General features: G+C 72.2%; 23 protein-coding genes and 2 pseudogenes. 6 read left to right on the forward strand and 19 right to left on the reverse strand.

The window, feature by feature from the left end; translation table 11 throughout:
• Nucleotides 1-241: pseudogene (locus tag IEW07_RS05070) on the reverse strand (ATPase, T2SS/T4P/T4SS family); the annotation flags it as partial.
• A 16-nt stretch (nt 242-257) separates the two neighbouring features.
• On the opposite strand from IEW07_RS05070, the gene IEW07_RS05075 reads away from it, so the two are divergent.
• A complete protein-coding gene (locus IEW07_RS05075) occupies nt 258-1664 on the forward strand; it encodes a recombinase family protein (RefSeq protein ID WP_188534937.1) in 1407 nt (468 codons plus the stop codon).
• 184 nt (nt 1665-1848) lie between these two features.
• Here IEW07_RS05075 and IEW07_RS05080 read toward each other — a convergent pair whose 3' ends face one another.
• The 8 genes and pseudogenes from IEW07_RS05080 to IEW07_RS05115 all read right to left on the reverse strand — a co-directional run bounded on the left by IEW07_RS05080 (nt 1849) and on the right by IEW07_RS05115 (nt 8909).
• On the reverse strand, nt 1849-2574 hold the full coding sequence (locus tag IEW07_RS05080; protein WP_229741585.1) for a rolling circle replication-associated protein: 726 nt from the start codon (nt 2572-2574) through the stop codon (nt 1849-1851).
• 544 nt (nt 2575-3118) lie between these two features.
• Nucleotides 3119-3748, reverse strand: a complete 630-nt coding sequence (locus IEW07_RS21735) for a ribonuclease D (RefSeq protein WP_371870210.1) — start codon at nt 3746-3748, stop codon at nt 3119-3121.
• Complete coding sequence (locus IEW07_RS05090) at nt 3745-4554, reverse strand: hypothetical protein (RefSeq protein ID WP_188534942.1); 810 nt, start codon at nt 4552-4554, stop codon at nt 3745-3747. The genes IEW07_RS21735 and IEW07_RS05090 overlap by 4 nt, the downstream gene beginning before the upstream one ends.
• Nucleotides 4555-4685: 131 nt before the next feature.
• Nucleotides 4686-5321: pseudogene (locus IEW07_RS05095) on the reverse strand (ATPase, T2SS/T4P/T4SS family); the annotation flags it as partial.
• A gap of 206 nt (nt 5322-5527) precedes the next feature.
• The gene (locus IEW07_RS05100; protein WP_188534944.1) at nt 5528-6355 is read right to left on the reverse strand and encodes a spherulation-specific family 4 protein; all 828 of its coding nucleotides are present in this window, start codon (nt 6353-6355) and stop codon (nt 5528-5530) included.
• A 159-nt stretch (nt 6356-6514) separates the two neighbouring features.
• A complete protein-coding gene (locus IEW07_RS05105) occupies nt 6515-7654 on the reverse strand; it encodes a spherulation-specific family 4 protein (protein ID WP_188534946.1) in 1140 nt (379 codons plus the stop codon).
• Nucleotides 7655-7816: 162 nt separating this feature from the next.
• The gene (locus IEW07_RS05110) at nt 7817-8230 is read right to left on the reverse strand and encodes a DUF2304 domain-containing protein (protein ID WP_188534948.1); all 414 of its coding nucleotides are present in this window, start codon (nt 8228-8230) and stop codon (nt 7817-7819) included.
• A 13-nt stretch (nt 8231-8243) separates the two neighbouring features.
• A complete protein-coding gene (locus IEW07_RS05115) occupies nt 8244-8909 on the reverse strand; it encodes a glycosyltransferase family 2 protein (RefSeq protein ID WP_229741586.1) in 666 nt (221 codons plus the stop codon).
• A gap of 127 nt (nt 8910-9036) precedes the next feature.
• Between IEW07_RS05115 and IEW07_RS05120 the strand changes: the two genes are divergently transcribed.
• The gene (locus tag IEW07_RS05120; protein WP_188534950.1) at nt 9037-11091 is read left to right on the forward strand and encodes a DUF6541 family protein; all 2055 of its coding nucleotides are present in this window, start codon (nt 9037-9039) and stop codon (nt 11089-11091) included.
• 18 nt (nt 11092-11109) lie between these two features.
• Here the strand turns inward: IEW07_RS05120 and IEW07_RS05125 are convergent, their stop codons facing one another.
• From IEW07_RS05125 to IEW07_RS05150, 6 genes are all read right to left on the reverse strand, one after another.
• On the reverse strand, nt 11110-12075 hold the full coding sequence (locus IEW07_RS05125; protein ID WP_188534952.1) for an ABC transporter ATP-binding protein: 966 nt from the start codon (nt 12073-12075) through the stop codon (nt 11110-11112).
• Entirely contained in the window at nt 12075-12938 is an 864-nt protein-coding gene (locus IEW07_RS05130) for an ABC transporter permease (protein ID WP_188534954.1), read from the reverse strand. Before IEW07_RS05130 ends, IEW07_RS05125 begins: the two co-directional genes overlap by 1 nt.
• Nucleotides 12939-13027: 89 nt before the next feature.
• The gene (locus tag IEW07_RS05135; RefSeq protein ID WP_188534956.1) at nt 13028-15061 is read right to left on the reverse strand and encodes a glycosyltransferase; all 2034 of its coding nucleotides are present in this window, start codon (nt 15059-15061) and stop codon (nt 13028-13030) included.
• The gene (gene glf, locus IEW07_RS05140; protein ID WP_188534958.1) at nt 15058-16245 is read right to left on the reverse strand and encodes a UDP-galactopyranose mutase; all 1188 of its coding nucleotides are present in this window, start codon (nt 16243-16245) and stop codon (nt 15058-15060) included. The genes IEW07_RS05135 and glf overlap by 4 nt, the downstream gene beginning before the upstream one ends.
• A gap of 104 nt (nt 16246-16349) precedes the next feature.
• Nucleotides 16350-17528, reverse strand: a complete 1179-nt coding sequence (locus tag IEW07_RS05145; RefSeq protein ID WP_188534960.1) for a glycosyltransferase family 4 protein — start codon at nt 17526-17528, stop codon at nt 16350-16352.
• A 148-nt stretch (nt 17529-17676) separates the two neighbouring features.
• Complete coding sequence (locus IEW07_RS05150; protein ID WP_188534961.1) at nt 17677-18081, reverse strand: hypothetical protein; 405 nt, start codon at nt 18079-18081, stop codon at nt 17677-17679.
• A gap of 349 nt (nt 18082-18430) precedes the next feature.
• On the opposite strand from IEW07_RS05150, the gene IEW07_RS05155 reads away from it, so the two are divergent.
• The gene (locus IEW07_RS05155) at nt 18431-18679 is read left to right on the forward strand and encodes a WhiB family transcriptional regulator (protein ID WP_017833636.1); all 249 of its coding nucleotides are present in this window, start codon (nt 18431-18433) and stop codon (nt 18677-18679) included.
• A gap of 81 nt (nt 18680-18760) precedes the next feature.
• On the opposite strand, the gene IEW07_RS05160 is transcribed toward IEW07_RS05155, so the two are convergent.
• Genes IEW07_RS05160 through IEW07_RS05170 form a run of 3 tightly spaced genes read right to left on the reverse strand, consistent with a single transcriptional unit; the run spans nt 18761 to nt 22354 of the window.
• The gene (locus IEW07_RS05160; protein ID WP_188534963.1) at nt 18761-20314 is read right to left on the reverse strand and encodes a sensor histidine kinase; all 1554 of its coding nucleotides are present in this window, start codon (nt 20312-20314) and stop codon (nt 18761-18763) included.
• 46 nt (nt 20315-20360) lie between these two features.
• The gene (locus IEW07_RS05165) at nt 20361-21701 is read right to left on the reverse strand and encodes a CpaE/TadZ family protein (RefSeq protein ID WP_188534965.1); all 1341 of its coding nucleotides are present in this window, start codon (nt 21699-21701) and stop codon (nt 20361-20363) included.
• A complete protein-coding gene (locus IEW07_RS05170) occupies nt 21698-22354 on the reverse strand; it encodes an SAF domain-containing protein (protein WP_188534967.1) in 657 nt (218 codons plus the stop codon). Before IEW07_RS05170 ends, IEW07_RS05165 begins: the two co-directional genes overlap by 4 nt.
• 255 nt (nt 22355-22609) lie before the next feature.
• On the opposite strand from IEW07_RS05170, the gene IEW07_RS05175 reads away from it, so the two are divergent.
• Nucleotides 22610-22825: a helix-turn-helix domain-containing protein gene (locus tag IEW07_RS05175; RefSeq protein ID WP_188534969.1), complete on the forward strand. Its 216-nt coding sequence runs from the start codon at nt 22610-22612 to the stop codon at nt 22823-22825.
• A 25-nt stretch (nt 22826-22850) separates the two neighbouring features.
• Here the strand turns inward: IEW07_RS05175 and IEW07_RS05180 are convergent, their stop codons facing one another.
• Nucleotides 22851-23414 carry a hypothetical protein gene (locus IEW07_RS05180; protein ID WP_188534971.1) on the reverse strand — a complete coding sequence of 188 codons (564 nt, stop codon included), beginning with the start codon at nt 23412-23414 and terminating at the stop codon, nt 22851-22853.
• Between the two features lie 211 nt (nt 23415-23625).
• Here IEW07_RS05180 and IEW07_RS05185 point away from each other — a divergent pair, with 211 nt between their 5' ends.
• On the forward strand, nt 23626-24399 hold the full coding sequence (locus IEW07_RS05185; RefSeq protein ID WP_188534974.1) for a LysM peptidoglycan-binding domain-containing protein: 774 nt from the start codon (nt 23626-23628) through the stop codon (nt 24397-24399).
• 103 nt (nt 24400-24502) lie between these two features.
• Nucleotides 24503-25048 (forward strand): Rv3235 family protein, encoded by a 546-nt coding sequence (locus IEW07_RS05190; RefSeq protein WP_188534975.1) that lies wholly within the window; start codon nt 24503-24505, stop codon nt 25046-25048.
• Nucleotides 25049-25060: the final 12 nt, after the last annotated feature.

The following is a 25060-nucleotide window of genomic DNA, read 5'->3' on the forward strand; positions in this document are numbered from 1 at the left end:
GGCTCTCCGCCTCGCGCACCTCCCCGACCACCAGCCGGTCCGGGCGCATCCGCAGGGCCTCCTTGACCAGCCGGCGCAGCGGGATCTCCCCCGTCCCCTCCAGGTTCGGCTGGCGGCACTGCATGCCCACCACGTCGCGCAGCGGCACCTGCAGCTCGAAGATCTCCTCCACCGTCACCACCCGCTCCCGCGCCCCGATGGACGCGCACAGGCAGTTGAGCAGCGTGGTCTTACCGACCTGGCGCTAACCTACCCCTATGACGAAGACGCGCAGCGCGGTGGCGATTTACGCCCGCATCTCCCAGGACCGGACCGGCGAAGAGCTGGGGGTGAAGCGCCAGCTCCAGGACTGCCGGGCCGAGGCCGAGCGTCGCGGTTGGACCGTGGCGCAGGAGTACGTGGACGACGACATCAGCGCCTACTCGGGCAAGAAGCGCCCGGAGTACGAGCGCATGCTTCGGGACATCGCGGAAGGCCGCCGGGACGGGGTGATCGTGTGGCACATGGACCGGTTGCACCGCCGCCCGATTGAACTGGAGCGCTTCGCAGAGATCTGCGGCCACGCCGAATTGCGCGACGTGGTGACCCCCTCGGGTGACGTGGACCTGGTCAACGGTGACGGTCTGCTCATGGCCCGGTTGCTGGCGGCGGTGGCAGCGAACGAGTCCAACGCCAAGAGCCGCCGTATCTCTCGTAAGTCCTTGGAGATTGCGCAGTCCGGACGCCCTACGATGGGCGGCCCGCGCCCCTTTGGTTTCCTTGATGACCGGGTGACTCACCATCCGGCAGAAGCTCCGGTGATCCGCCAACTGACCCGCCGGGCTCTGGCCGGGGAGACCTTGATCTCTCTGGTGACCTGGCTGCAGGACAAGGGCGTCACGACGACCCAGGGCAAGGAGTGGCGGACCAATACCGTGCGGACGGTGTTGACGAACCCGCGCATGTGGGGCATGCGGGTGCACCAAGGGCAGGTGATCGGCAAGGCGGTTTGGGAGCCGATCATTACCGAGGACGAGGGCGAGCGGCTGCGCCGGAAGCTGCTCGATCCGGCCCGGCGCACCAACCGCAGCGCCCGCCGCTACCCGCTGAGCGGGATGCTGGAGTGCGGCAAGTGCGGCAACCGGATGCACTCCCACCCACGCGGCCAGTACCGCCGATACGGCTGCCTCAAAGGCCCTGACTCCCGCGGCTGCGGCGGCATCTTCATCTATGCCGAGCGGCTGGAGGAGTTCATCGCCGAGGCTGTGCTGTACCGGCTGGACTCCCCGGAGTTGCACCGGACCCTCACGGAGGACACCACCGCACCGGAGGAAGCGCGTGCCCTGGAAGAAGCCATCGAGGCTGATGCCGCGAAGCTCAACGAGCTGGCGGAGATGTGGGCCGACGGGGAGATCACCCGCGCCCAGATGAAAACCATGCAGAGCCGCGTGGAGGCCCGCTTGGAAACCAACCGGCGAGCGTTCTCACGGCTCACCCACCCGGCCGACGCTGCCGAGTACATCGGTCAGGGTCAGGAGCTGCGGGCCAAGTGGCACACGCTGAACCTGTCCCAGCAGGTGGCGATCATCAAGGCCGTGCTGCACAAGGTCACGATCCTGCCCGCCACCACGCCGGGGCGGCACGGGCTGGACCCGAATCGCGTCGTGCCCGAGTGGCGGCTGTAGGGGCCGGGGCGGGGCGGTTGCGTGCTCGGCGCCAAGGCGCCGTGCGCGCGCTACCTCCCCGCCTCCGTCCCTAGCAGGTCGCCAATGCGGCGCAGCGCCACCGGATCGGTCACCTTCTCCGGGACACCCTGGGCCTCACAGGACGCACGCACCCACGCGGCCAGCACCGCCGGATCGACCCCGCTCACGGCTGGCCGTCCCACTGCGCCCAGATGGCCGGCGGACCGACCCACAGTTCGACTTCCTCGGAGTTCCAGCGCACCGCCGGCGCGACACCAAACTCCTTCGAAGCAAGCTCGATGACTGACTCAGATGTGGTGCCGTAGAGCTGCAGCTTCCTCGGCTGGTATCCCTGGGCGACCTCGTAGCGGTGCATCCCCGGCACCCGCACCGTGGGATCGTCGAAGGTCTTGCCCACGTACTTGGACAGGTACCGTGCCGCGATCCGGGCCTCACCCAGCGACCCGGAGCCGATCGGCCCACCGCCCAGACGCTTGATCCCGACGAAGCCACGCCCCCACGTGGTCTTGATGAGTCGCTGGGGAACGAACTGGCCCACGGCGAAGTGCACGTGGAAGTGCACCCCGTCCTTGTGCAGCTCCGGCACCCAGATATACGGCAGCGGACGCCCACCGAGCGCCACGCGCAGCTCCCGGAAAAACAGCCCGACGTGCTGGCGCAGTTCCCGTGGGTCAGAACAGCGCGGGTCACCGTAAGTCAGTGTGCCCAGACGGTTGAGGCGATTCGCAGCGCAGTATCGGCGGAGCTTGCCCCGAGCACGACGGGCAGCTTCCTTGGCGGCACGTTCCGGATCACGGCCCGTGCCGGGGGCGACGTAGGAGCGGTCGGGCTGGTGGGAGCCGACGAAGCAGCCGCCACCCTCCCCCGCATCGGGGTAGAGGGACAGCAACCAGCCAGCGCGAGGAGGGGCGAGAACGGACGAGGGGCGGGAGGATTCAACAGACACAGGGACTCCGGGGGCGGAAACCGACTAGGAACCGCTGAAGTCCGTGGATCGTGAGATGTAGCTACAGAAGACAGACCTCAGCACCCGGTCTCGCTCCGGATGGGCCTCTTCTTCTATGCCTTTGAGCGACTTGTGGATGCTGGCCTACCGGCACGCTCGACCTCACCCGAAAGAGGCCACCTTCTTAGTATTTTTTCTGTCAGGGTTCGGGACTGGCTGTTCCCCTGCGCGACATTGCTTAAGTGATACCACGGTCTCCGGTGCCCCACGGCACCTCCCCGTCCCGCTGGGGCTGGGAGGTTGCCCAGGGTCACCTGGAAGACTGCCGCAGGACCGTTCGTCCTCGCCCGCGGGGCGGGCTGCGGGCGCTGCGTCCCTTGCCTACGGGGCAGCGTGGGCACCTCCCAGCCCCGCCAAACCCCCACGAGTTACGTTGCTAGTTCAAGTCAAGGGCGTCGCGGGCTGCGCCCGCCACGCCCCGCGCGCCCTAGTACGCGAACACGTCACCGCACCCTCTGAGGTCCGTTTCAATCCTTGTCGGTAGGTATGCGAAGGTCCTCTCAGCCATATCGGCCAGCCCTCGAGAGCGAGCTATACCCATAAGGCGAGCAAACAAGGGCACTAGGTACTCAACATCCTGGGCAGCGTAGTTGATCTGCTCCTTATTCAAAGATGACGCCAACCAATCGGAGGTCTGCTGCGATTTATCTAAATCCACATGCAGGTAACGTTGAAGAGTTGGCTTCAAGCTATACTCTTTAGGCTCCTTGCCCGGACTAACAATTTTTGAAAGTATCTTAGTGCACCCAACCGCTTGAGGACTCACACCCCAGTGGTGACTCATGAACCTAAGATCAAAGGGTGCATGGTGAAATACTTTTACGGTAGCCTCGGACGACAGCAATTCCCTCAGGCGTTCGGGGATTGAGTCCGTGACTTGAATTATTTGAGTCCCCAATCCGGGAACATGTATTTGACAAGTCCCAATGCGATCACGAGACCAATCTAATCCACTGGTTTCTATGTCCCACGCAATTACACCGCTGTCTCGCGCGGCGTTCTCAAAAACAGGCGTGATGTCACCCTCAACGATCTGCAATTCGGGTGCTTCTATCAATTTCCTGCCTCTTTCTGAGCAAGCTCCTCCAAAGATACCGGAGTGCTTTGCTCCCTAATTGCTTCTAGGTCCCGCTTAAAGAACTCCCCAAAGCTGCCCTTCCCATCGAACAACATCGTGGGAACACGCCCGTGTTCCCGTCCATGGGAGTAAAGCGTGATCAGGTATGTGTCATCGAATCTGTAGCAAGTGAATGTGGGATCGCCCGCCCGGTAGTACACCCGAACATCAGCGACGCTGCCATTACCGAGTCGTGAGAATGCTTGGGCAGCATCCCGCACATGCGACTTCATTTTTTCAACGCTATAGTCGTACCGCTGTGCCAGGACATGCATCGTCGGTTCATCCTCCGGGTCCGGAAAATACATCCACAACGTGTGATTGTCATGCGTAGCAAATTCTTTGAGTGTTTCCCAATGGCGCGTTCGCCAGCTTCGACCGTAGGCGATGAAAACCTCAATACGTTTGGCGCGCGAGAACAAATTGGACCAGGGAACGTCCATCCAATCCATGGTGGCTCGATCAAGACCGGTGGAGTCCACCTCGGACGAAAGTCGCGCCTTTTGGATCACCTCGTCCATGAACGCACGCTTAGCTCTAATGTCCCACAGGACGCCCAAGCCGCCCGTTGTCACAAAAATTGCCCCCAGTTGATTAAACGTCGTTCGCCATGCTTCATGTCCGTCCAACCACGGCAGGTTGGAAACAAACATCACCGCTGCACCAATAAAGGCAAGCAGCGTCGACCAAACCCAAACCTGGTAGGACACCAACCGTTCGGTCAGCGTCCGGCTTTTCTTGCTCACTAGCATCCTCTCGACCGGGTACCCCCAGCCTATGCCTGGGGCGGGACGCCCTAACGCTGACAGTCCAGGCGCCCCCCCTGAACCCTTCACCAGCACGTCTGAATGCCGGTTGCTTCGGATTATGCGGGGTTGCCCGCCTGGGTCGCCCCGGAGACGAGGATGTTCAGGCCGCTGGCCACGGCGGCGTCGAGGAAGCGCGCCGCCTGGTGGGTGAGCGAGCCCAGCTCCACGAGGTCGTCCAGCCGGCGCGCCCGTGCCACGAACTTCCGGATGTTCACCGCCCAGTGGGTGCGGGTCACGTCCGGGATCACCACGTGCAGCCGCGAGCCGTCCGGCAGCGCGGCGTCCACGAAGGGGGAGCTGAGGTCGAGACGGCGGCCCGAGCTCTTGAGCATGCGCTCCACCAGGTTGCGGATCTGCGCCTCCGTGAGCACCAGGCTCGTGAGCTCCGACTCCCCGCCCCGGGCCACGTACACCTCCGCGGGGCCGTTGATCCAGATCTCCTCGATCTCCGGGTCGTCGAGCAGCGGCTGGAGGGGCCCGAAGCCGGCCACGAGGTCCAGGACGGCGCGGCGGGCGGCGTCGAGGTCCGCGAGCGCGGGCAGCACGCCGCGGGCCGAGCGCTGGTCGTAGTCGCGGACGGCGGCGTCGACGAGCACGCGGGTCTCCTCGACCTGGAGCACCGGGTCCAGCCCGCGGCGCCGGATGAGCTCGCGCACCTCTGCCTCGACGAGGCCGAGGGCGTCCTCGGAGAGCACTGCCGTCATGAGACCCCCTGTGCGGTCCCGGCGCCCCCGCGCCGGTCGCGCTCCCCCCGGAGCGCATGGACAGGAACATAGGCCAGACGGGGCGGGTGTCGGCAGACCAGGGGTGCCGGCCTGTGGACAGGGCTCGCCGACAAGGGGCGATGGTCGCGGCGGCGAACGCCCCCGGCGTCACACTATGCAGACGCAACGAGCAGGAGGGTCTGCGGTCACCCGCAGGAGGGAGCCACCCGGTCCCAGTACGACGGCAGGGAGTCCCAGGGGTTCGCGCCGGAGTCGTCGGTCACGTAGAGGTGGCCGGCGCTGCGCTCCCCGGCCAGCTCGCACACGCGGGCCAGGGCGTCCTCCGGCGTCGTGTGCACGAGGTGGGCGAAGCGCTCCGGCGGGTGCGCGGCGATCCACCTCGGCGGCGTCCACGCCTCGTAGGCGGCCGCGGAACCCTCGAACACCACGAGAACGTCGGCCACGGGGGTGTCGAGCTGCCAGTCCGTGCCGGCGGCGACGCCCGGGTTGCCCACGACCAGCTCCGTCCCGGCGGTGCGCTGCCCGACGTGCGCGTAGACCTGCTGGTAGTAGGCCCGCAGGTCCCGGCCGGTGGCCGGGTCCTGGGGGCTCTCGGCCATCTCGTCCACGAAGACGCCGTCGACGGCGTAGTCGGCGTAGTACCGGTCGATGTCGGCGGTGACCTCCGCGAGCGGCCGAGCCCCGTAGCGGGTGGAGACGTAGCCGAGGACCTTCTGGCCCCGGTCGTGGCAGTCCGCGACCACGTCCGCGTACCGGCTGTCCGCCTGGGCGCCGGGTCCGTCGGCCGGGTTGAGGACGGCGATCGACCCGCCGTCCGCGGCGCGCATGTCCCGGCACGTGGCCGGCCACAGCTCCCCCTCGGCGTCCGGGGCGAAGTAGGCGGGCACGAGCTGGCGCTGGTCGCCCTGCGCGGCGCCCGCGGACACGCCGACGCCGACGGCCACCAGGAGGCAGGCCGTGAGCAGCGCGACTATCCGGGTCCTGCTCCTGCGCTCGGCATGGGCAGCGGTCATCCGGTCCTCCCACGACCTGGGCGCGCGGGGCGGTGCTGCCCCGGTGCTCCGCAGTCTAGGAGCGCGGGGCCGGGCCCTGCACTCCCCCCGCCGACACCGGACGTCACAGAAGCGAACACCACTGCAGGGACCACCGCGGGCGGAGACACCGGGGCCGGGTCAGCCGCAGGCGAGCGCCTGCCGGTCCCAGTACGGCGGCAGGCTGTCCCACGGGTTGGGGAGCACGTCGTCGGTGACGTAGAGGTAGCCCGCGTTGCGCAGGGTCGACAGCTCGCACACGCCCAGGCGCCGGTCGGCGGGGGTGGCGTGCACCAGGTGGGCGAACTTCTCCGGGGGCTGCCCGCGCACCCACTCCGGCGGGGTCCACTCCTCGTAGACGTCGGCGGGCCCCTCGAAGACCACGAGGACGTCCGCCACGGGGTCGCTGAGCTGCCAGGCCCGCGCCGCCGGGACGCCGGGGTTGCCCATCACGAGCGCGCTCCCCTCGCTCCGCTCCTTGACGTGGTCGTAGACGTCCCGGTAGTAGCTGCGGACGTCGCTGCCCGTCCCCGGGTCCTCGGCGTCGTTGCCCATCTCGTCCACGAACACGCCGTCGACGTCGTAGAGCTCGTCGTACCGGTCGACGTCCTCGAGGACCCGGTCGAGGGGCCGGCGGCCGTAGTCGGTGGAGACGTAGCCGAGCACCCTGTGCCCCCGGTCGTGGCACCCGGTGATCGCCTGGGCGTAGCCGGGGTCCGCCGTGTCGCCCGGACCGCTGTCCGGGTTGAGGACCGCGACGGAGCCCCCGCCCTCGGGGTTCATGGCCGAGCACATGGCCGGCCACAGCCCCGTGCCCGGGTCGGGGTAGAAGTACGCGGGCACGGCCTGGCGCTGGTTGCGCACGGTCGGCACCGCGCAGCCGGCGTCCACCCCGGCGGCGCCCCCGGGACCGGCGGCCCGCACCTCGTAGCAGTAGGTGGTGCCGCGGCGCGGCACGGCGTGCGTGTCCTCGTACGCCCGCCCGGTGGTGACGGCCGACCGGGACGGCACGGACCGCCAGTCCGTCCACGGGCCGTCCTCGGCCCGGGACCTGATCTCGAACGCCCGCTCGTTGAGGGACGCGTCGGTCCAGCGCAGGGTCACCCCCAGGTCGCCGTCGTGGAGCGCCACCGGGTCCGCCGGGGCGTGCGGCGCGCGCAGGGCGAGCAGCAGTGCCGCGGCCGCGAGGAGGAGGGCCAGGGCGAGGACCAGGAGCACCAGGGGCCGCGCGCGTGCCGGCACGCGGCGGCGCGCCCTGCCGCGGCGGGTGGCCGTCGTCATGTTCTGCTCCGGGGTGGTCGGTCTCGGGCAGCGCCGCCGGCGCCGGGCGCGGACGGCTCTCCCCGGGGCGCGCGGTCCGGCCCCGGGCCAGTCTACGGACGGTCCCGGGGACAGGTGGGCGCCGCGGCGCGGCGCCGGTTCCCGGCGGCGGTCCGGGGCGGGTCAGTCCAGCGGGCGGGCGGCCGGCGAGACGGCCTCGAAGCGGTGCTCCGACGGCGCGGCGGCCGGGGCGGCCCCCGCCCAGGGGCGCTCGGCCTCGGCGATCGCCATGTGCCGGGCCAGCCGGGTCACGTTGGCCTCCTGCTGGCGGTTCCGGTGGGCGGAGTTGGCGAGCGAGATCATGAAGATCACCACGAACCCGTACAGCACGAGGTCCGTGCCGCGGCCGATGCCGAAGAAGTGCGCGACGGTCGAGAGCATCTCCGGGAAGAAGATGGACAGGGCCGCGAAGACGAAGAAGGCGAGCCCCACGACCCGGCGGATGGCCTGGTGCTTGGCGTTGGCCCCGCCGCGGATGAGCGCGACCGCGCCGTAGCCCACGGCCAGCACGAGCAGGATCTGGACGACGTAGATCATCGGTGGCACTCCCTCACTTCACCAGCAGTTCGGCGAGGATGTTCACGCCGTTGAGCAGCGACTGCCCCTTGGACTTCGAGTAGTCGGTGTAGATGATCTCCACGGGGTGCTCCACCCAGCGCGGCTGGATGTCCGCGAGCTGGTTCACGATCTCGGAGGCGTGGGCCATGCGGTTCTGGGTCAGCCGGATCCGGCCGAGCGTGCCGCGGTCGACGGCGCGCAGCCCGTTGTGGGCGTCGGAGAGGTCCATGCCGGTGGACAGCTTGGAGAAGAACGCCGCCGTGCGCAGCACGATCCGCTTGAGCGCGGAGACCTGGGTGCGCCGGTCCAGGAAGCGGGAGCCGAGGACGACCTGCGCCTCCCCCGAGCGGATCCGCTGCACCATGTCCCAGGCGTCGACGACGCGGTGCTGGCCGTCGGAGTCGAAGGTCACCACGCAGTCCATCTCGGGGTCCTGCAGGGCGTACTCGAACCCGGTCTGCAGGGCCGCGCCCTGGCCGAGGTTGATGGGGTGCCGGACGACGACGGCGCCGGCCTCCGCGCAGATCCGGGCGGAGTCGTCGGAGGAGCCGTCGTCGATGCACACCACGTGCGGGAAGGTCCTCCGCAGGTGCTTCAGCACGTCCCCCACGACGGCCGCCTCGTTGTACACGGGCATGACGATCCAGACACGACTCACCCGGCCATTCTCGCACAGGATCGGGGCGGTCCCGCGCCGCGCCGGGCCCGTTGGGTAAGCTGAGGCGGTCCCGCCGGCCGCCGGCGTGCCCCCGCCCCACTCCCCTCGTGCTCAGGAGAACCGTCCCTTGACGTGGATCGAAGCTCTGCCGTCCTACCTCCTCGTCGCGGTCCTCCTGATCCTCCCCGGCCTCCTGCTGACGCAGGCGATCGGCCTGCGCGGGCTGCTGCGCGCGGCCGCCGCCGTGCCCCTGACCGTCGCCGCCCTCGCCGCCTCGGCGGTGCTGTTCGGCTTCGCCGGGGTGCCCTGGAGCGCCCTGACCGTCGGGGCGGCCGTGCTGCTGGTCTCGGGCGTGCTGTTCCTGCTGCTGCGGCTGCCCCGGCTGCGCGCCCGTGGCGCCGCGCTCGCCGGCGAGGACGACGGCGCGGGCGGTCGCGGGGACGGCGTCCCGGCGGACGGGCCGATGGCGGCCCCCGGCCGGTCGGCGCGCGCCACGACGGCCGCCCTCTGGTGCGCCGCGGTGCTCGGCGCCGGGCTGGTGGCGCACCGGCTGACGCTGATCCTGGTGACCCCGGACGCGGTCTCGCAGACCTACGACAACAACTTCCACCTCAACGCCGTGCGCTACATCGTGGACACGGGCCGGGCGTCGTCCCTCACCCTCGGCGGTCTCGGCGCCACCGACCCGACCTTCTACCCCGGGGCGTGGCACGACGCCGTGGCCCTGCTCGTGCAGACCACCGGCCTGCCGGTCCTGCCGGTCGTCAACGCGACCACGTTCGTGCTGGCCGCCGGGGTCTGGACGCTGGGCAGCATCTTCCTGGTCACCCGCGTGCTGGGCGACCGGCCCGTCACGGTCGTGGCCGCCGGGCTGGTCCTGACCTGCTTCCCCGCCTTCCCGTACCTGCTGACCTTCTACGGCGTGCTCTTCCCGAACCTCATGTCGATGGTCATGATCCCGCTGCTGCTGGGCCTGCTCGCGGAGGCCACCGGCCTGGCCGTGCGGGACAGCGGCCTCGGGCCGGCCGCCCGCTGGACGACGATCCTCGCCGTCGTCGGTGCCATGGGCCTGGCCCACCCCTCGAGCGTGCTCGTGTGCCTGCTGCTGCTGCTCCTGATGCTGGTGGTGGCCTGGTCCCGCCGGGCCCGCCGGCCGGGCGCGGCGTGGTGGACCACCGCCCTGGGCGCGGCCGGCCTGGTGGCCTACGGCCTCGTCCTGGACCGGGTCTGGGAGTCGGCCCGCGCCAGCCGGCAGGCATCCACCTGGGAGCCGCACGTCACCGCGCCGCAGGCCCTCGGCGAGGCCCTCGCCGGCGTGAACCCCCGCAACCCGGAGCTGACGTGGGGCCTGGTGGTGCTGGTGCTGATCGGCCTGGCCGTGCTGGCCCGCACGCGCTCGCGCTGGGTGGTCGGCGGGTGGGCGGTCCTCGTGTGGCTGTACCTCACGGCCGCCGCCCAGCGGGACCTCGACCTGCGCTACGACTGGACGGGCGTCTGGTACAACGACGCGCAGCGGCTGGCGGCCCTCGTGCCCGTCCTGGCGGTGCCGGTGGCCACGGCGGGCGCCGCGGCCGTGGCCGCCCGGGCCGCGGCGGGCCTGCGCGGGCTCGCCGAGCGCCGGGGCGGCGGGACCGCCCAGCGCCTGGCGGCCTCCCCCGCGGTGCAGGCGGGCGCCGGCCTGCTCGCCGTGCTCCTGGGCTTCGTGGTGCTGCAGGGGGCGGCGATGACCCACGTGGTGCGGCTCGGCGACCAGCACTACGGCTGGAGCGGCTACGGGAGCTTGCTGACCCCCCAGGAGCTCGCGCTGCTCGAGCGGCTCGACCAGGAGGTCCCGGAGGGCGACGTCGTCTTCGGGAACCCGCTGACCGGCACGGGCCTGGCGTACGGCATCGGGGGCACGGACGTCCTGATCCCCCACCCCGGGCTGCTGCCCGACGACGACGGCGCGCGGCTGCTCGTGCGGCACCTGGACGACATGACCACCCAGCCCGGGGTCTGCGAGGCCCTCGCCGCGCACGACGTGCGGTGGGTGCTGGACTTCGGGGACGCCCGGGTGAACCCGTACGCCTACTTCGACACCCGCGGCTACGACACCCTGATCCCGGAGCGCGGGTTCGAGCTGGTCGACGCCGAGGGCCCCGACGCCGCCCTCTACCGGATCACCGGCTGCCCGGGGCTCTGACCGGGCCCCGGCGGGGGCTCAGTTGCCCAGGGAGCGCCGGACCTTCGTGGGGTCGTCCAGCTCGGCGGGGTCGTCCAGCTCGGGGTCGTACTCCGGCACCCAGGTCTCCCCCCGGGCGGCGGCGGCCTCGGCCTGCTCGCGCCGCTCGCGGCGCTTGTCGGCGAGCCGGCGCTCCACCCGCTCGTTCTGCTCGCGCTGGACGTCCTCCGGCGGCCGGTTGCGCAGCATCGCCACGGCGGCGACGGACGACCCGTCGAAGACCTTGCTGCCGTGGTCCATGACGATGCCGCGCTCGCAGATGTCCATGATGAGGTCCAGGTCGTGGCTGACGACCACGAGGGTCTTGCCGCGCCGGACCAGGTCCTTGATCCGGCGGATGCACTTCTTCTGGAACGGCTCGTCGCCCACGGAGAGGATCTCGTCCACGAGGAAGACCTCGGGGTCGGTGTGGATCGCCACGGAGAACGCCAGCCGCAGGTACATGCCGGAGGAGTAGAACTTCACCTCGGTGTCGATGAACTCCCCGATCTCCGAGAAGGCGACGATCTCGTCGAACTTCTCGTCGATCTCCGCGCGCGTCATGCCCAGGATCGCGCCGTTGAGGTAGACGTTGTCGCGGCCGGTGAGGTCGGGGTGGAACCCGGCGCCGACCTCGATCAGGCCCGCGACCCGGCGGCGGGTCGCCACGGAGCCGCTGTCGGGGTGCATCACCCCGGAGATCATCTTCAGGGTGGTGGACTTGCCGGAGCCGTTGAAGCCGAGCAGCGCCACGGTCTCGCCGTCGTGCACGTCGAAGGTGACGTCGTCGAGCGCCTTGAAGGTGACGGACAGCTCCCCCTTGCGCCCCTTGAGGAGCCAGACGAAGGCCTCCTTCATGGACCGGGTGTGGCGGAGGACGAACTCCTTGGTCACGTGCTCGACGCGGATCGCGACCGTGTCCTCGGAACGGACCACGCCGGGCTTCTTGAACGGGATCGCGGACATCACAGCTCCTGGGCGAAGTTGCCCTCGAACCGGCGGAACAGACGGTCGCCGAGGAAGAGGGTCACGAAGGACACGACGAGGGCCACGGGGGTCCACAGGGAGAGCAGGTGCGGGGGCACGGACCAGGCCATGGTCTCCGTGGTGGGCTCCCAGAAGGCGAAGTGGAACAGCTCGACCGACACGGTCAGCGGGTTGAGCATGTAGACGTAGTAGACCCAGCCCCAGAGGCTGTCCCGGACCATGGTCCACATGTAGAGCACCGGGGACGCCCACGTGGCCACCATGTTGATGAGGTCCACGATGTTCTCCGCGTCCCGGAAGAAGACGTTGAACGTGGCGAAGAGCAGGCCCAGCCCCAGCGCGAACACGGAGACGACGACGACGCCGGCGAGCGCGGCGAGGACCTGCAGGAAGCCCGGCCGCCACCCCGTCGCCACGCAGGCGACGAGCAGCACCAGCACCTGCGGGGCGAAGTGCACGAAGGCCACCCACAGGGAGGCGACGGGGAACAGCTCCCGCGGCAGGTAGATCTTCTTCAGCAGCCCGCCGTTGGCGACCACCGACCGGGCCGCGTTGCTGAACGCCTCGGTGAAGAGGTTGATCACGATGATCCCCGCGAAGAGGTACACCGCGAAGTTCTCGACCCCGCGCTGCAGGCCCAGGAAGACGCCCATCGCGACGTAGAAGACGAGGAACTGCACCCCCGGCTTGATGTAGGACCACAGCAGGCCCAGGACGGTGCCCCGGTACCGGATCTGGATCTCCTTGTCGACCAGCAGCTTCAGCAGGAAGGGGTTGCTGAAGACCTCCCGGAGGCCGCGGTCCTGGCCCGGGGCGGTGAGCTGGGGGGCGCTTGCGCTCATGCGAGCTCGCCTGTCCTTTCGAGGGTGAACGGGGGCGGGTGCCGTCCGGGGCGTCCCGGACGGCACCCGAGGGCACGGTGGTCCTGCGCTCAGTCGCGGGGCGCCGGGGAGTTGGCGGCGAAGGTCCGCGCCCACGCCTCCGGGGACGTGATCCGCGGCAGGGCCTCCCGGTACTGCTGGGCGAGAGCCTCCCAGCGGCCGAACAGCTCGGTGTGCAGCCGGATGCTCTCCGCCACCAGCGCCCGCACCTGCTGCGGGTCGCGCTGGTACCAGGACGCCCCGGTGCCGTCCGCGTTGGAGACGACGGCCGAGTCGAGGGAGGCCAGGGCGTACCAGGCGCTGTCCATGTGCGCCACGCTCGCCTCGGGGTGCTCCCGGGAGAGCTCGCGGACGGGCTTGACCGTCTGCTTCAGGACCGTGCGCACGGCCCAGGGGACCAGCGCCGCCTTGGACGGCTTCCGGGGACCGGACTGGGACTTCGGCGGCTTGCTGCGGCGCACCGGCGGGAACGCGGCGGGGTCCTTGACGATGCGGGCGTCGGTGTACTCGTCCTTCATGGCCCGGATCTCGGGCATCCGGGTCGGGAGCACCTCGTGCAGCCTGTCGGGCCCGGCCATCACGTCCTGGATCGCGAGCAGCACCGCCCGGGCGGCGTAGTACTGCATCGACACCACGTGCTTCGTGTCGGTGGTCAGCGACTCCCGCAGCATGCGCCCGCCCTTGGCGTAGGGGGAGTGCAGCAGGGCGGCGATGAGCCGGTTGCGCTCGTGGAAGTACGCCTGCCAGTCGACGGCGTCGTCCTTGTCGGCCCAGGAGACGTGCCACACGGCCGCCCCGGGCAGGGAGATCGTGGGGTAGCCGGCCTCCCGGGCGCGCAGGGAGTACTCGGAGTCGTCCCACTTGATGAACACCGGCAGGGACAGCCCGACGTCCTCGAGCACGACCCGCGGGATGAGGCACATCCACCAGCCGTTGTAGTCGGCGTCCCAGCGCCGGTGCAGCTTGGGGCGCGAGCGCAGGCCCCGCTCGGCGAAGTCCACGCCGCCGAGGTCCTCGATCGGCCCCCACGCGAACCGGTAGGGGTTGACGACCTCTGCGTAGGCGTTGAGGAGGGGCTTGTTGTACATGTCGAACATGTGCCCGCCCACGATGGACGGGGTGCGGCACATGTCCGCGAAGGCCACCGCGCGCAGCACCCCCTCCGTCTCGAGGAGGATGTCGTCGTCGAGGATCAGGACGTAGTCGGACTTCTCGGTCCCGTCGGCGCCGGGGCGTCCCTCGACCACCTCGTACATGTTGCGGGCGAAGCCGCCGGAGCCGCCCAGGTTGCCCTGCCGGATCATCCGCAGGCGCCCGCCCATGGCGGCCTGGGCCTCGGGGAAGTCGGGCTCGTCGGAGACCAGCTTGTTGCCCTGGTCCACGATGATCAGCTCGTCGAGGACCTCGTCGAGCCCCTCGGCGGCGGCGATGGTCCTGATCGTGTTGACGCAGTAGTCCGGCCGGTTGAAGGTCGTGATGCCCAGCGTGACGCGGCCGGTGGCGCGGCCGGCGGTGGGCACCAGCCACGCCGCCTCGACCAGCTCCATGCCGCTCTCGTCGGCGATGAGGTCGAACCAGTACCAGCCGCCGTCGCCGAAGGGGGCCAGGGTGAGCTCGAACTCGCTGCTCTGCCCGCCCTCGACCCGGCGGTCCTCGACCCGCTGCGACACGCCGCGCGCGTTGGAGCGGTAGACGAGCAGCGAGCCGCTGCCGGCGGTGCGCACGCGCAGCACCACCTTCTCCGCCACCGTCCACCGGCGCCAGTAGCTGGCGGGGAAGGCGTTGAAGTAGGAGCCGAAGGAGACGCGGCGGCCCGGGCGGATCCGCACGGAGCGCCGGGAGAGGATGTCGTCGGGGTGGCCCATGGCCTCCGAGCCCGCCGAGGAGGGGCCGGAGAGGTTGATGGGCCCGTCCACGTAGAGCGGCAGGGAGTCGAGGTCCCGGTTGGCGGGGAACACGACGCGCGCGACCTCGCGCAGGTCCTCGCCCCGCTCCTCCGGCGCGGTGGAGATCCTGGCCAGGTACTGCTCGGCCTCCTGCCCGGCGACCACGGGGTTCGCCCCGGTCACGGAATGCTGGCTCATGCGTCCACTCCCCCGCTCTCGATGGTGGCCCCGCCGGTGAAGTGGGGCGCGATCCGGTTGTCGACCATGGACAGCGCGGCGCCGATCGCCATGTGCATGTCGAGGTACTTGTAGGTGCCCAGGCGCCCGCCGAAGAGCACCTTGTCCTCGCCGCGGGCGAGGTCGCGGTACTTCAGCAGCTTCTCCCGGTCCACGGAGGTGTTGACCGGGTAGTAGGGCTCGTCGCCCTTCTCGGCGAAGCGGGAGTATTCCCGCATGATCACCGTGGCGTCCTTCGTGTAGTCGCGCTCCGGGTGGAAGTGGCGGAACTCGTGGATGCGGGTGAACGGGACGTCGGCGTCCGGGTAGTTCATCACGGAGGTGCCCTGGAAGTCCTCGATGGGCAGCACCTCCTCCTCGAGGTCGATCGTGCGCCACGACAGGTCGCCCTCGGCGTAGTCGAAGTACCGGTCCACCGGGCCGGTGTAGACGACGGGCACCTGGCCGAGGACCGCGGAGCGGGAGTAGTCGTGGCCCTCGTCGAAGAAGTCGGTGTCCAGCCGGACGTCGATCCTCGGGTGGTCGGCCATGCGCTCGAGCCAGGCGGTGTACCCGTCCACGGGCAGGCCCTCGTACTTGTCGTTGAAGTACCGGTTGTCGTAGGTGTAGCGCACGGGCAGGCGCGAGATGATCGACGCCGGCAGGTCCTTGGGGTCGGTCTGCCACTGCTTGCCGGTGTAGTGCTTGATGAACGCCTCGTAGAGGGGGCGGCCGATGAGCTGGATGCCCTTGTCGTTGAGGTTCTGCGGGTCCGTCCCGGCCAGCTCCCCGGCCTGCTCCTGGATCAGCGCCCGGGCCTCGCCGGGCGAGTACGCCGCCCGGAAGAACTGGTTGATGGTGCCGAGGTTGATCGGCATGGGGAACACCTCGCCCTGGTGGCGGGTGTAGACCCGGTGGACGTAGTCCGTGAAGCCCGTGAAGCGGTTGACGTAGTCCCAGACCCGCTCGTTGGAGGTGTGGAACAGGTGCGCGCCGTAGCGGTGCACCTCGATCCCGGTCCGCTCCTCGTTCTCCGAGTAGGCGTTGCCGCCGATGTGGGGCCGGCGGTCGATCAGGGCGACGGTGAGGCCCAGTTCGTTGGCGGCCCGCTCTGCCACGGTCAGGCCGAAGAGGCCTGACCCGACGACGACGAGATCTGCGTTCACGGGCAAACTCCTGTGCTTGGTGTCGAGGGACGTCCCGGTGGTCGGGGAGCCGCGGGGGACGGCACGGGCGCACCGGGCATGCGCTGCGTACCCAAAGTACCTGATCAGTCCGGGAAGCCCCTGAGCACCCAGTCCGCGGCCAGCCGCCCGGAGGCCGCCAGGGAGGCGTTCTCCGCCGCCCACGCGGCGCGGCGGCGGCGCAGAGCGGCGTTCTGCTCGGCGAGCGCGGGGTCCAGGCGCCGGTCCAGGAGGGCGATCATGGTCTCGGCGACGGCGCCGGCGTCGTGGTCGACGGCCTCCCCGAGCCCGTTGTCCCGGACCAGCTCGGCGGCCGTGCCCACGCCGGCGAAGAGCACGGGCGTCCCGCAGGCGGCCGCCGCGTAGATCTTGGTGGGGCGGGAGAAGTCGTAGCCGATGCCCGGGACGATGGAGGCCAGCGCGGCGACCGCGCCCCGGGTCCACTCGGCGGTGTCGGCGGCGGGGCGCAGGCCCTCGAAGACGACGCTGCCGGGGGCCAGGCGCCGGGCCAGCTCCTCCACCCGCCGGGTGTCGGAGCCGCGGCCGAAGAAGTGCAGCCGGGCGTCCGGGTGGGCGGCGAGCACGCGGGGCATGGCCCGCACGAACACGTCCGCGCCCTGCCACTCGGACATCGAGCCGGCGTAGACGAAGTACGGCGCGCCGGGGTCCGCCGTCGGCCCCTCCGGCCGGAAGACGTCGGTGTCGATGCCGTTCTCGGCGACGAACACCTTCTCCCACTCGACGCCGGTGACCGACTGCAGCTCCCGCCCCATGGGCTCGGAGACGGTCAGCACCCCGGCGGCGCGGCGGGCGGCGAGGGTCTCCATGAGCCGCATGCCCCGCTTGAGCAGGGCGGAGATCTCCATCTTCCCGGCGGCGGAGGTCCACACGTCGGGGGCGTACCAGAGGTAGGGGCGGCGGCGCAGCAGCGACGAGGCGAGCACGGCCATGCCCGTGGTGGGCGGCGGCTCGCTGATCACCAGGTCGGCGCGGGTGGCCAGCAGGCGGAAGAACAGCGGGACGTCGAAGCTGAGGTACTGCACGATCCCGCGCACGTACTCGGAGCTGTCCCGCAGCACCGGCCAGCGGCGCACCGCGTAGGGCTCGGGCTCGATCGTGGCCGACGCCGGGGGCCGCGTGGTGAGCACCGTGACCTCCGCCCCGCGCTCGGCGAGGCCGCGGGCGAGGGCGCGGAGCCGGAACGACGCCGCGGCGGGCTCGGGGACGAAGATGCGGCTGACGATGACGATGCGGCGTGTTCTCACGGGACCACCTGTTCGAGGGTTCGCTTCGGGGCTGCGCGCGCGGCGGGGGACGGGCACGACGACGCGGCCGGGCGCGGGCGCTCCAACTCTAGCCGCGCGGCCGCCCGGCACGCCGGTCATCGGCGGGGCGGCGGGGCGCGGCCGCCGCTCAGCGGAGGGTGCGGGTGGTCCAGTCGAGGACGGCCGGCCGGAAGAGCAGCACGAGCACCACGAGCGCCGGAACGGCCGGGCCCAGGCCCGCCCACTCCCCCGCCTGCAGCAGGGGGAAGGAGACCACCAGCAGGAACAGCTGCACGACGAGCGCCGCGGCGCGGGGCCAGCGGAACCCCCGCCACAGCCCGCGGCCCACGCGCAGCAGCCACAGGGCCCCGGCCGCCGCGACCAGGGTCAGGAACACGGTCCCGCCCACCGTGAGGGGCTCCTCGAACAGCAGGGTCCACAGCAGCCGCAGCGCCGCCACGGCCAGGCCGAGCGCCTCGAGCAGGACGAGTCCCGCCAGGACCGCGACCTCGCGGGGCCGGGGCCCGCGGTCGGGGGTGGGGGCTGGAGTCATGGCGGGGTCTCCTTCCGGACGGGCGGGGCCGCGGCCGGCCCCCTGACACTGTAGTGGCGCTCCCGCGCGCCACCGGCCGGTCCCCGCGGACGGCGCCCGGCCGGGGCCGTCGAGCGGTTCCCGGGGACGCACCGGACACTCCGGGGGCTGTGAGCAACGACTCACCCGAACACCTGTGAAGGGCGTCTCATTACCCTTGTTTACGCCGTGTTCACGTGGGAGAGTTGACGTCAGTTCTTCACAAGGCCCGTGACAAATGGGCCTTTTCTCTTGTCCCGGACGCGTTCGCAGCAGGCTCGTCCTGCCCTGCATCGCCGGGACCCGTCCTCGAAAGGAGCGATCGTCGACCATGGATTGGCGTAGTCGCGCAGCATGCCTGGAGAAGGATCCCGAGCTGTTCTTCCCCGTGGGCAACACCGGACCTGCTCTGCTCCAGATCGAGGAGGCCAAGGCCGTGTGCCGGAGCTGTCCGGTCATGGACACCTGCCTCCAGTGGGCCCTCGAGTCCGGCCAGGACGCGGGCGTCTGGGGCGGGATGAGCGAGGACGAGCGCCGCGCCCTCAAGCGCCGCGCCGCCCGCGCCCGCCGTGCCTCCTGAGCACCCCGGCCCGAGCACCTCGGCGCCGGAAGGACCGGGACCCCCAGGGGTCCCGGTCCTTCCTCGTCCCCGCCCGTGCGCCTACTCGTCGAGGGCCGCGTGCACCGTCACCTCGGTGCCCCCGCCCTCCCGGGGCGCCCAGCGGATCGAGCCCCCGAGCTCGCTGGCCACCAGGGTGCGCACGATCTGCACGCCCAGCCCCTCCCCGGCGCCCGCCGGCCGGTACGCGCCGGCCCCGGACTCCTCGATGACCGCGTCGCCCATGCCCACGCCGTCGTCGCTCACCACGACCTCCAGGACCTGGCCCGTCCCGTCCTCACCGGGCACCCGGCTGGCCTCGAGGGTCACGGTCCCCGTCCGGTTCGCCAGGCCGTGCTCCACGGCGTTGGTGACGAGCTCGTTGATGACGAGGGCCAGCGGGGTGGCGATCCGGCTCGGCAGCTCCCCGAACTCCCCGATCATCCGGGTGCGGACCGTCTGCTCCGGGGACGCGACCTCGGCGGCGAGCCGGAACTGCCGCTCGATGAGCTCGTCGAAGTCGACGTTCTGGGAGTAGCCCTGGGACAGGGTCTCGTGCACCATCGCGATGGTGGCCACGCGGCGCATCGCCTGCTCGAGCCCCTGGCGGGCCTCGTCCGAGCTCATCCGGCGCGCCTGCAGGCGCAGCAGCGCCGAGACCGTCTGCAGGTTGTTCTTCACCCGGTGGTGGATCTCCCGCACGGTGGCGTCCTTGGTGACCAGCTCCATGTCGCGGCGGCGCAGCTCGGTGACGTCACGGCACAGGAGCACCGCGCCGAGGCGACCGCTGCGGTCCCGCAGCGGGACCGAGCGGAAGTTCACGGACACGCGGGAGCCCTCCACCTCGGTGCGCCAGGGCATCCGCCCGCTGAGCACGGGCGCCAGCGTCTCGTCGAGCGCGGCCGAGACGCCCAGCGCGGGCGGGACCACGTCCATCAGCCGCACCCCCAGCAGGTCCCCGTCGATCCCCAGCCGGCGCAGCGCGGAGTCGGCGTTGGGCGAGACGTGGACGACGCGGTCCTCGGCGTCGAGCCGGATCGCGCCGTCACCCACCCGCGGGGCGCCGCGGCGCGAGCCCGTGGGCGCGGAGAAGTCGGGCCACAGCCCCTCGTTGGCCATCCGCAGCAGCTGGTCGGCGCTCTCCCGGTAGACGGCCTCCTGCCGGGAGGCCTGCTGCCCGGGGCGCTGGCGGGTGTGCACGGTGAGGAGGGCGAGGGTCTTGCCGTTGCGCACCAGCGGGACCGCCTTGACGGTCCCGGCGTCCTGGGCGTCCCCGCGGGCCGGGCGGACCTGCTCGATCCGCTGGCTCACCCAGGCGGCGCGCAGGGGGTCGGACAGCTCGGCGGGCAGCAGCTCCCCCACCATGTCCTCGTGGAAGACCGTGGGCCCGGTCGCCGGGCGCACGTGCGCGAGGACGCGGAAACCGCTGCCGGGCGCGGGCATCCCCCGCCCGTTGCCGCTGCGGGCGGCCGGGATGTAGTCGACCGGGAAGCTCAGGACGAGGTCGCCGAAGCCGAGGTCCGAGATCAGCTGCCAGTCGCCCACGAGCAGGTGGAGCCACTCGTAGTCGCCGGGGCCGAAGTCCCCGCAGTTCCTGAGCGGTTCGGTGAACGCCACGTCTCCTCCGGTCGTCGCGGGCGGGGACGCGGTCCGCGGCCCCGGATCAGCGGCGCAACCAGGCCCCGACCCTGCCGCCCAGCCTAGTACCGTGCACCGGCGGCACCGGTGCGGCCTCCTCGCCGGGCCCCGCCAGCACTAGGGCGGCGAGCTCCCGCAGGCCGGCGCGCACGGGCGAGCCGGCCGCGGTCTCCGCCAGGACGGCGCCCGCCAGCAGCGCCTCGTCGAGGGCCTCCGGGTCCCACGGCAGGAACAGCTCGACGGCGGGCCCGGGGCCGAAGCGCTGCCAGGCCTCGCGGATGCCCAGCTCCGGGGAGCGGCCGGCCGCCGAGCGGCGCAGCTTGTTGACGGCGACGACGAGCCGGGCCCCGGGGGCCGCGGCGGCGACGTCGGGCAGGCCCTTGACCAGCCGCGGGACGCCGATGGTGTCCGCGGCGCCCACGGCCACGACGACGTCGGAGTGCTCCAGGGCAGTCAGGGCCGCGGCGTGCCGGCGCGGGGCCACGGTGTCGAAGCTGAGCTCCTCGTCGGCCTCGAGGGCGAAGCCGCAGTCGACGACCGTCGTGCCGAACTCCCGGGCGGAGCGCTCCAGCACCGCGGCCACGGCGCTGGAGCGCAGCTCCGGCCAGCGGTCCTGCCGGGTCAGGCCCGTCAGCACCCGCAGCGTGCGCCCGGCCACGGCGACGTCCGCCGCGGTGCGGCGCAGCGCGTCCCCGTCCAGCCGGCCCTGGTCGGCCAGCCGGCACGCCTGCGCCAGCCCCGCGGCCTCGTCCAGCATGCCCAGCGCCGCCGCCACGGAGGGCCCGTAGGTGTCGGCGTCGACGAGCGCGGTGTCCTCGCCGAGCAGCGCCAGCTCGGCCGCCAGGTTGACGGCGACGGTGGTCCGGCCCGGGGCGCCGGTGGGCCCCCACACCGCCACGATCCGCCCGGCCGGCCGCGGACCCGGGTCTGCGTCCGGGAGGGGCCCGGCGTCCCCGGTGCGCCCGGGCACGCTCTCCCGGCCCGCCGCCCCGGCGGGGTCCGCGTAGCCGGTCGGGGCGGGCGCGGGGGCTCCGGCCACGGCCCGCTCCACGAGCCGGGCGGCCTCCGCGGGCTCCGCGCGCTCCGGGACGACCGTGGCGCCGAGCCCCGCCAGCCGCGGGGCGTCGTGGCCCTCCAGCACGAGCAGCGCCACCCCGCCCAGCCGGAGCTGGTCGAGCAGGCTCGCGGTGATCTCCTCGGCGCCCTCCGCCACGAGGGCGGCCCGGGCGAGCCCGCTGCGCGCCGCCGCCAGCAGCTCGGTCAGGTCCAGGCAGCGGCGGACCACGGTGACGGGCCCGTGCAGCCGCTCGATCCCGTCCACCAGGGGCCAGGTGGAGACCCCGAGGGTCACCACGGGGATGCTCACCGGGCCCGCCCCGCCGGGTTCCACACGAGGGTCACGCGGGCGTCGTTGCCGAGGGCGTCCACGAGCTCCTCCATGGGCTCGTCCTCGACGAGCACGTGCACCACGGTGCCCCGCCCCGCCCCGAGCGCGGTCTCCTCGGCCTCGACGGAGGCGATCTCCGCCGCGGGCAGCAGCAGCCGCGCCGCCTCGTAGCCGCGGCCGGAGGCCTTCGGGGCCGCGACCCACACGTCCACGCGGGAGCCCGGGCGAGCGTCGCCGGGCAGGGGGTGGGCCACGGGGATGCCGACCGGCTTGCGGTCCAGCCGGTCCGCCGTGGCGAGGGCGGAGCCGGGCAGCAGCTGGCCCTCCGCGATCCGCTGGACGGCGACCGTGCCCGGGCCGGGCGCGGCGTCCGCCGGGACGTACAGCGACCCGGCGTCCTGGAGCCGGACGTCGACCGCCACGACGTCCTCCGCGGTCACGGCCTGGCCGACCTCGATGTCCCGCGCGGCCGCGAGGTAGGGGTCCGTGCGGTTCGTGGCGGCGACGACCGCGACCACGCCCGCCACGGAGAGCAGGACGAGCAGCAGCCCGGTGAGCAGGCGCGGGTCCCGCCACGCCGGCCGCCTGAACCGCGCGGACGCCGGCTCGGAGCCCCTGGCCGCCTCCCCCATGGGGCACCCCCTGCCTCGTCCGGGCGCGGGCCCCCCGCCCGCGCTCCGCCACATTCTGGTCCGTCCCGGGGCCCGGGGGAACCGGCCGGCCCACAACTGTGGACACGCCCGTCCCGGTGCTCCGCGGTCCGCCCCGGTCCGCGGACCGGGACGGAGCACGGCCGCGCCCTGTGGACGGGGAGCCGCACGAGGGGGTTCGGTGGCACACTGGAGCCGGCGCGCACCCACGAGCGCCCACGAGGAGGAAGGTGGGAGATGTCGCAGCAGCGCTTCCTGACCTTGGCGGACGTCGCCGAGATCCTCAACATCTCGGCCTCGCAGGCGCGGGCTCTCGTGCGCAGCGGGGAGCTGCCCGCCATCCAGGTCGGCGGACGAGGCCAGTGGCGCGTCGAGACGGCGAAGCTCGAGCAGTACATTACCGAGGGTTACGAGCGCACGGCCCAGGCCGTGCGCTCCGGCTCCGCCGACTGAGGCGGGTCGCCGCGCCGGTGCCGGCTCAGGCGCCGGCGAGCGAGGACACGCACAGCACCGCGTGGAAGGGCACCGTCCGCACCGCGGTGACGCTGTCCCTCCGGCGGTAGTCGTCGTCGGGGTACAGCGCCAGGTCGAGGAAGTCGCGGCCCACCGCGTCGACCGTCCCCTCCAGGACGGCCTGCGGGCCCTCCCCCGCCAGCCGGATCCGCACGCGCGCCCGGGCCCGGGCCAGTGCCCGCAGCGCGTGCGCCAGGCCCAGCCGCCCGGTCACCGCGTCCTCGTGCGGCGCCCAGCCGCGGCCCAGGCGCTCCCACCACACCACGGCGGCCAGGGGCACCACGTGCTCGACGCCCTGGTCCTCCAGCGAGACCCACCCGGCGCCGAGGGAGCGCACACGGCCCTCCAGCGGCAGCCCGCCGGCCAGCAGCACGCGCACCGGGTCCCCGGCCCGCGCCCGCAGCCGGTCCACGACGCCCACCCTCGAGTACTCCGCGCGGGCCTGCTCCCCCGCCTCCCACTCCAGGCTCTGCTGCGACGCCGCGGCGAGCTGCGCCTCCATGTCGGCGAACAGGTCCTCCCAGCGCATCGACGCCTCCCTCCGGCCGCGCAGGGCCTCACCGTAGGCAGAGGGCCCTCACGCCGGTCAAGGCGTCCTCCGTCCACCGGCACGAGCCCTGCCCTTTACAGCCGGCAGGACCGGGTGGTATCAATCTCCCATCACGTCAAACGACACCAAATGATATCAAACAAGAATAAAAATCATCCAGTGTCGTCTCGGGTTCGTTCGGGGGAATGAGATGACCGGCAGGCAACGACCAGCGTCCACCGCCACCGCAGCGCTGTGGCCCGTCCTCACGGTGCCGCTGCTGGGCCTGGGGCTCACCGGCTGCGGGGCCGTCCTGCTGCGCCTCCGGGAGCCCGGCCCCGCGACGTCCCTCGGCCTGGCCGCGGCCGGGTTCGGCTGCGCGGTGGTGCTGCTGTGGTGCGCGGCCTCCGCGCTGGCCCTCGTCGCCGTGCTCGCGCCGCGCAGGGGCCGGCGACGGCTCGGCAGGCTCTGCGGGCGGCTGTCCCCCGCGCTCCTGCTGCGTGCGGCGTCGGCGGTCCTGGGCGCGCAGCTGCTGGCGGCTCCCGCCGCGGTCGCGGACGGCGCCGCGTCGCCGTTCTGGTCCGGCCCCGACGGCCCCGTCGCCGTGGGCGCGCAGGATCCCGCGGTGCCCGCCGGACCGCCGGCCGGACCGCCGCGCACCGGCTCGCCGGACGACGGATGGCCGGGGACACCGGCGGCCGTCCCCGGCTCCGTCCCGGACGCTGTTCCCGGCACTGTCGCGGCCCCCCAGCCCGTTCCCGGACGGCCGCCGCTGGCGCGGCGCACCACCGACGGGGCGCTCACCGTCCTGCGCGGCGACACCCTGTGGGCGCTCGCCGCCGAGCAGCTCGGGCCGCGGGCGACGGACGCGCAGATCGCGCGGGCCTGGCCGGCCTGGTACGAGCTCAACCGGCACGTCCTCCCGCAGGGGCCCGACCACCTGCTCCCCGGTCAGCGGCTCGCCGTCCCCGCCCCACCGGGCTGAGGCCCCGCTCCCCGCGCACCGAGCCCCGCGCACCGTGGTCCTCGTCCCGCGATCCTCGACCCGTCCACCGACCGCCGCCGCGACCCCAGCCCAGGAGACCGCCATGAACGCTCCCGCACCCTCCGACCCCGACGTCCGCGGCGCGGCCCGGACACCGGCACGGACCCAGCCACGGACCCAGCCACGGACCCAGGCTCGGGCCACGGGCCCAGTTGCTGCCCCTGCCGTCCCGCCCACAGCACCCGGCGGCTACACCTGGGGCGCCACCCGCACGGTCGGCGACGACGTCCACGACGAGCTCGGCCGGGTCACCGCCCTGGCCCGCTCCATCGGTCAGGCGGCCGTCGAGGTGCTGGGCGGCAGCCGGCCGGCCGCGCAGCTCGCGCGGTGGACGACCCCGGAGATCGTCCAGCGCTTCCAGCAGCGCGCGGAGATGCTGCGTCTGCTCCAGGAGCAGTTCGAGGGCAAGGCCCAGCTGCAGGAGCTGCACCGCAACCCCCACGTGCGCCGGTGCCGGGTGTGCCGCGTGGACCGCGGGGTCTACGAGGTGGCGCTCGTCGTCGCGGAGCCGCAGCGCAGCCGGGCCGTGGCGATGCGGGTCGAGCGGCTCGGCCGCGGCTGGAGCGTCACGCAGCTCGAGGTGGGCTGATCCCGCCTCCCG

It is taken from the genome of Kocuria dechangensis, assembly GCF_014636775.1.
Classification (GTDB): Bacteria; Actinomycetota; Actinomycetes; order Actinomycetales; family Micrococcaceae; genus Kocuria; species Kocuria dechangensis.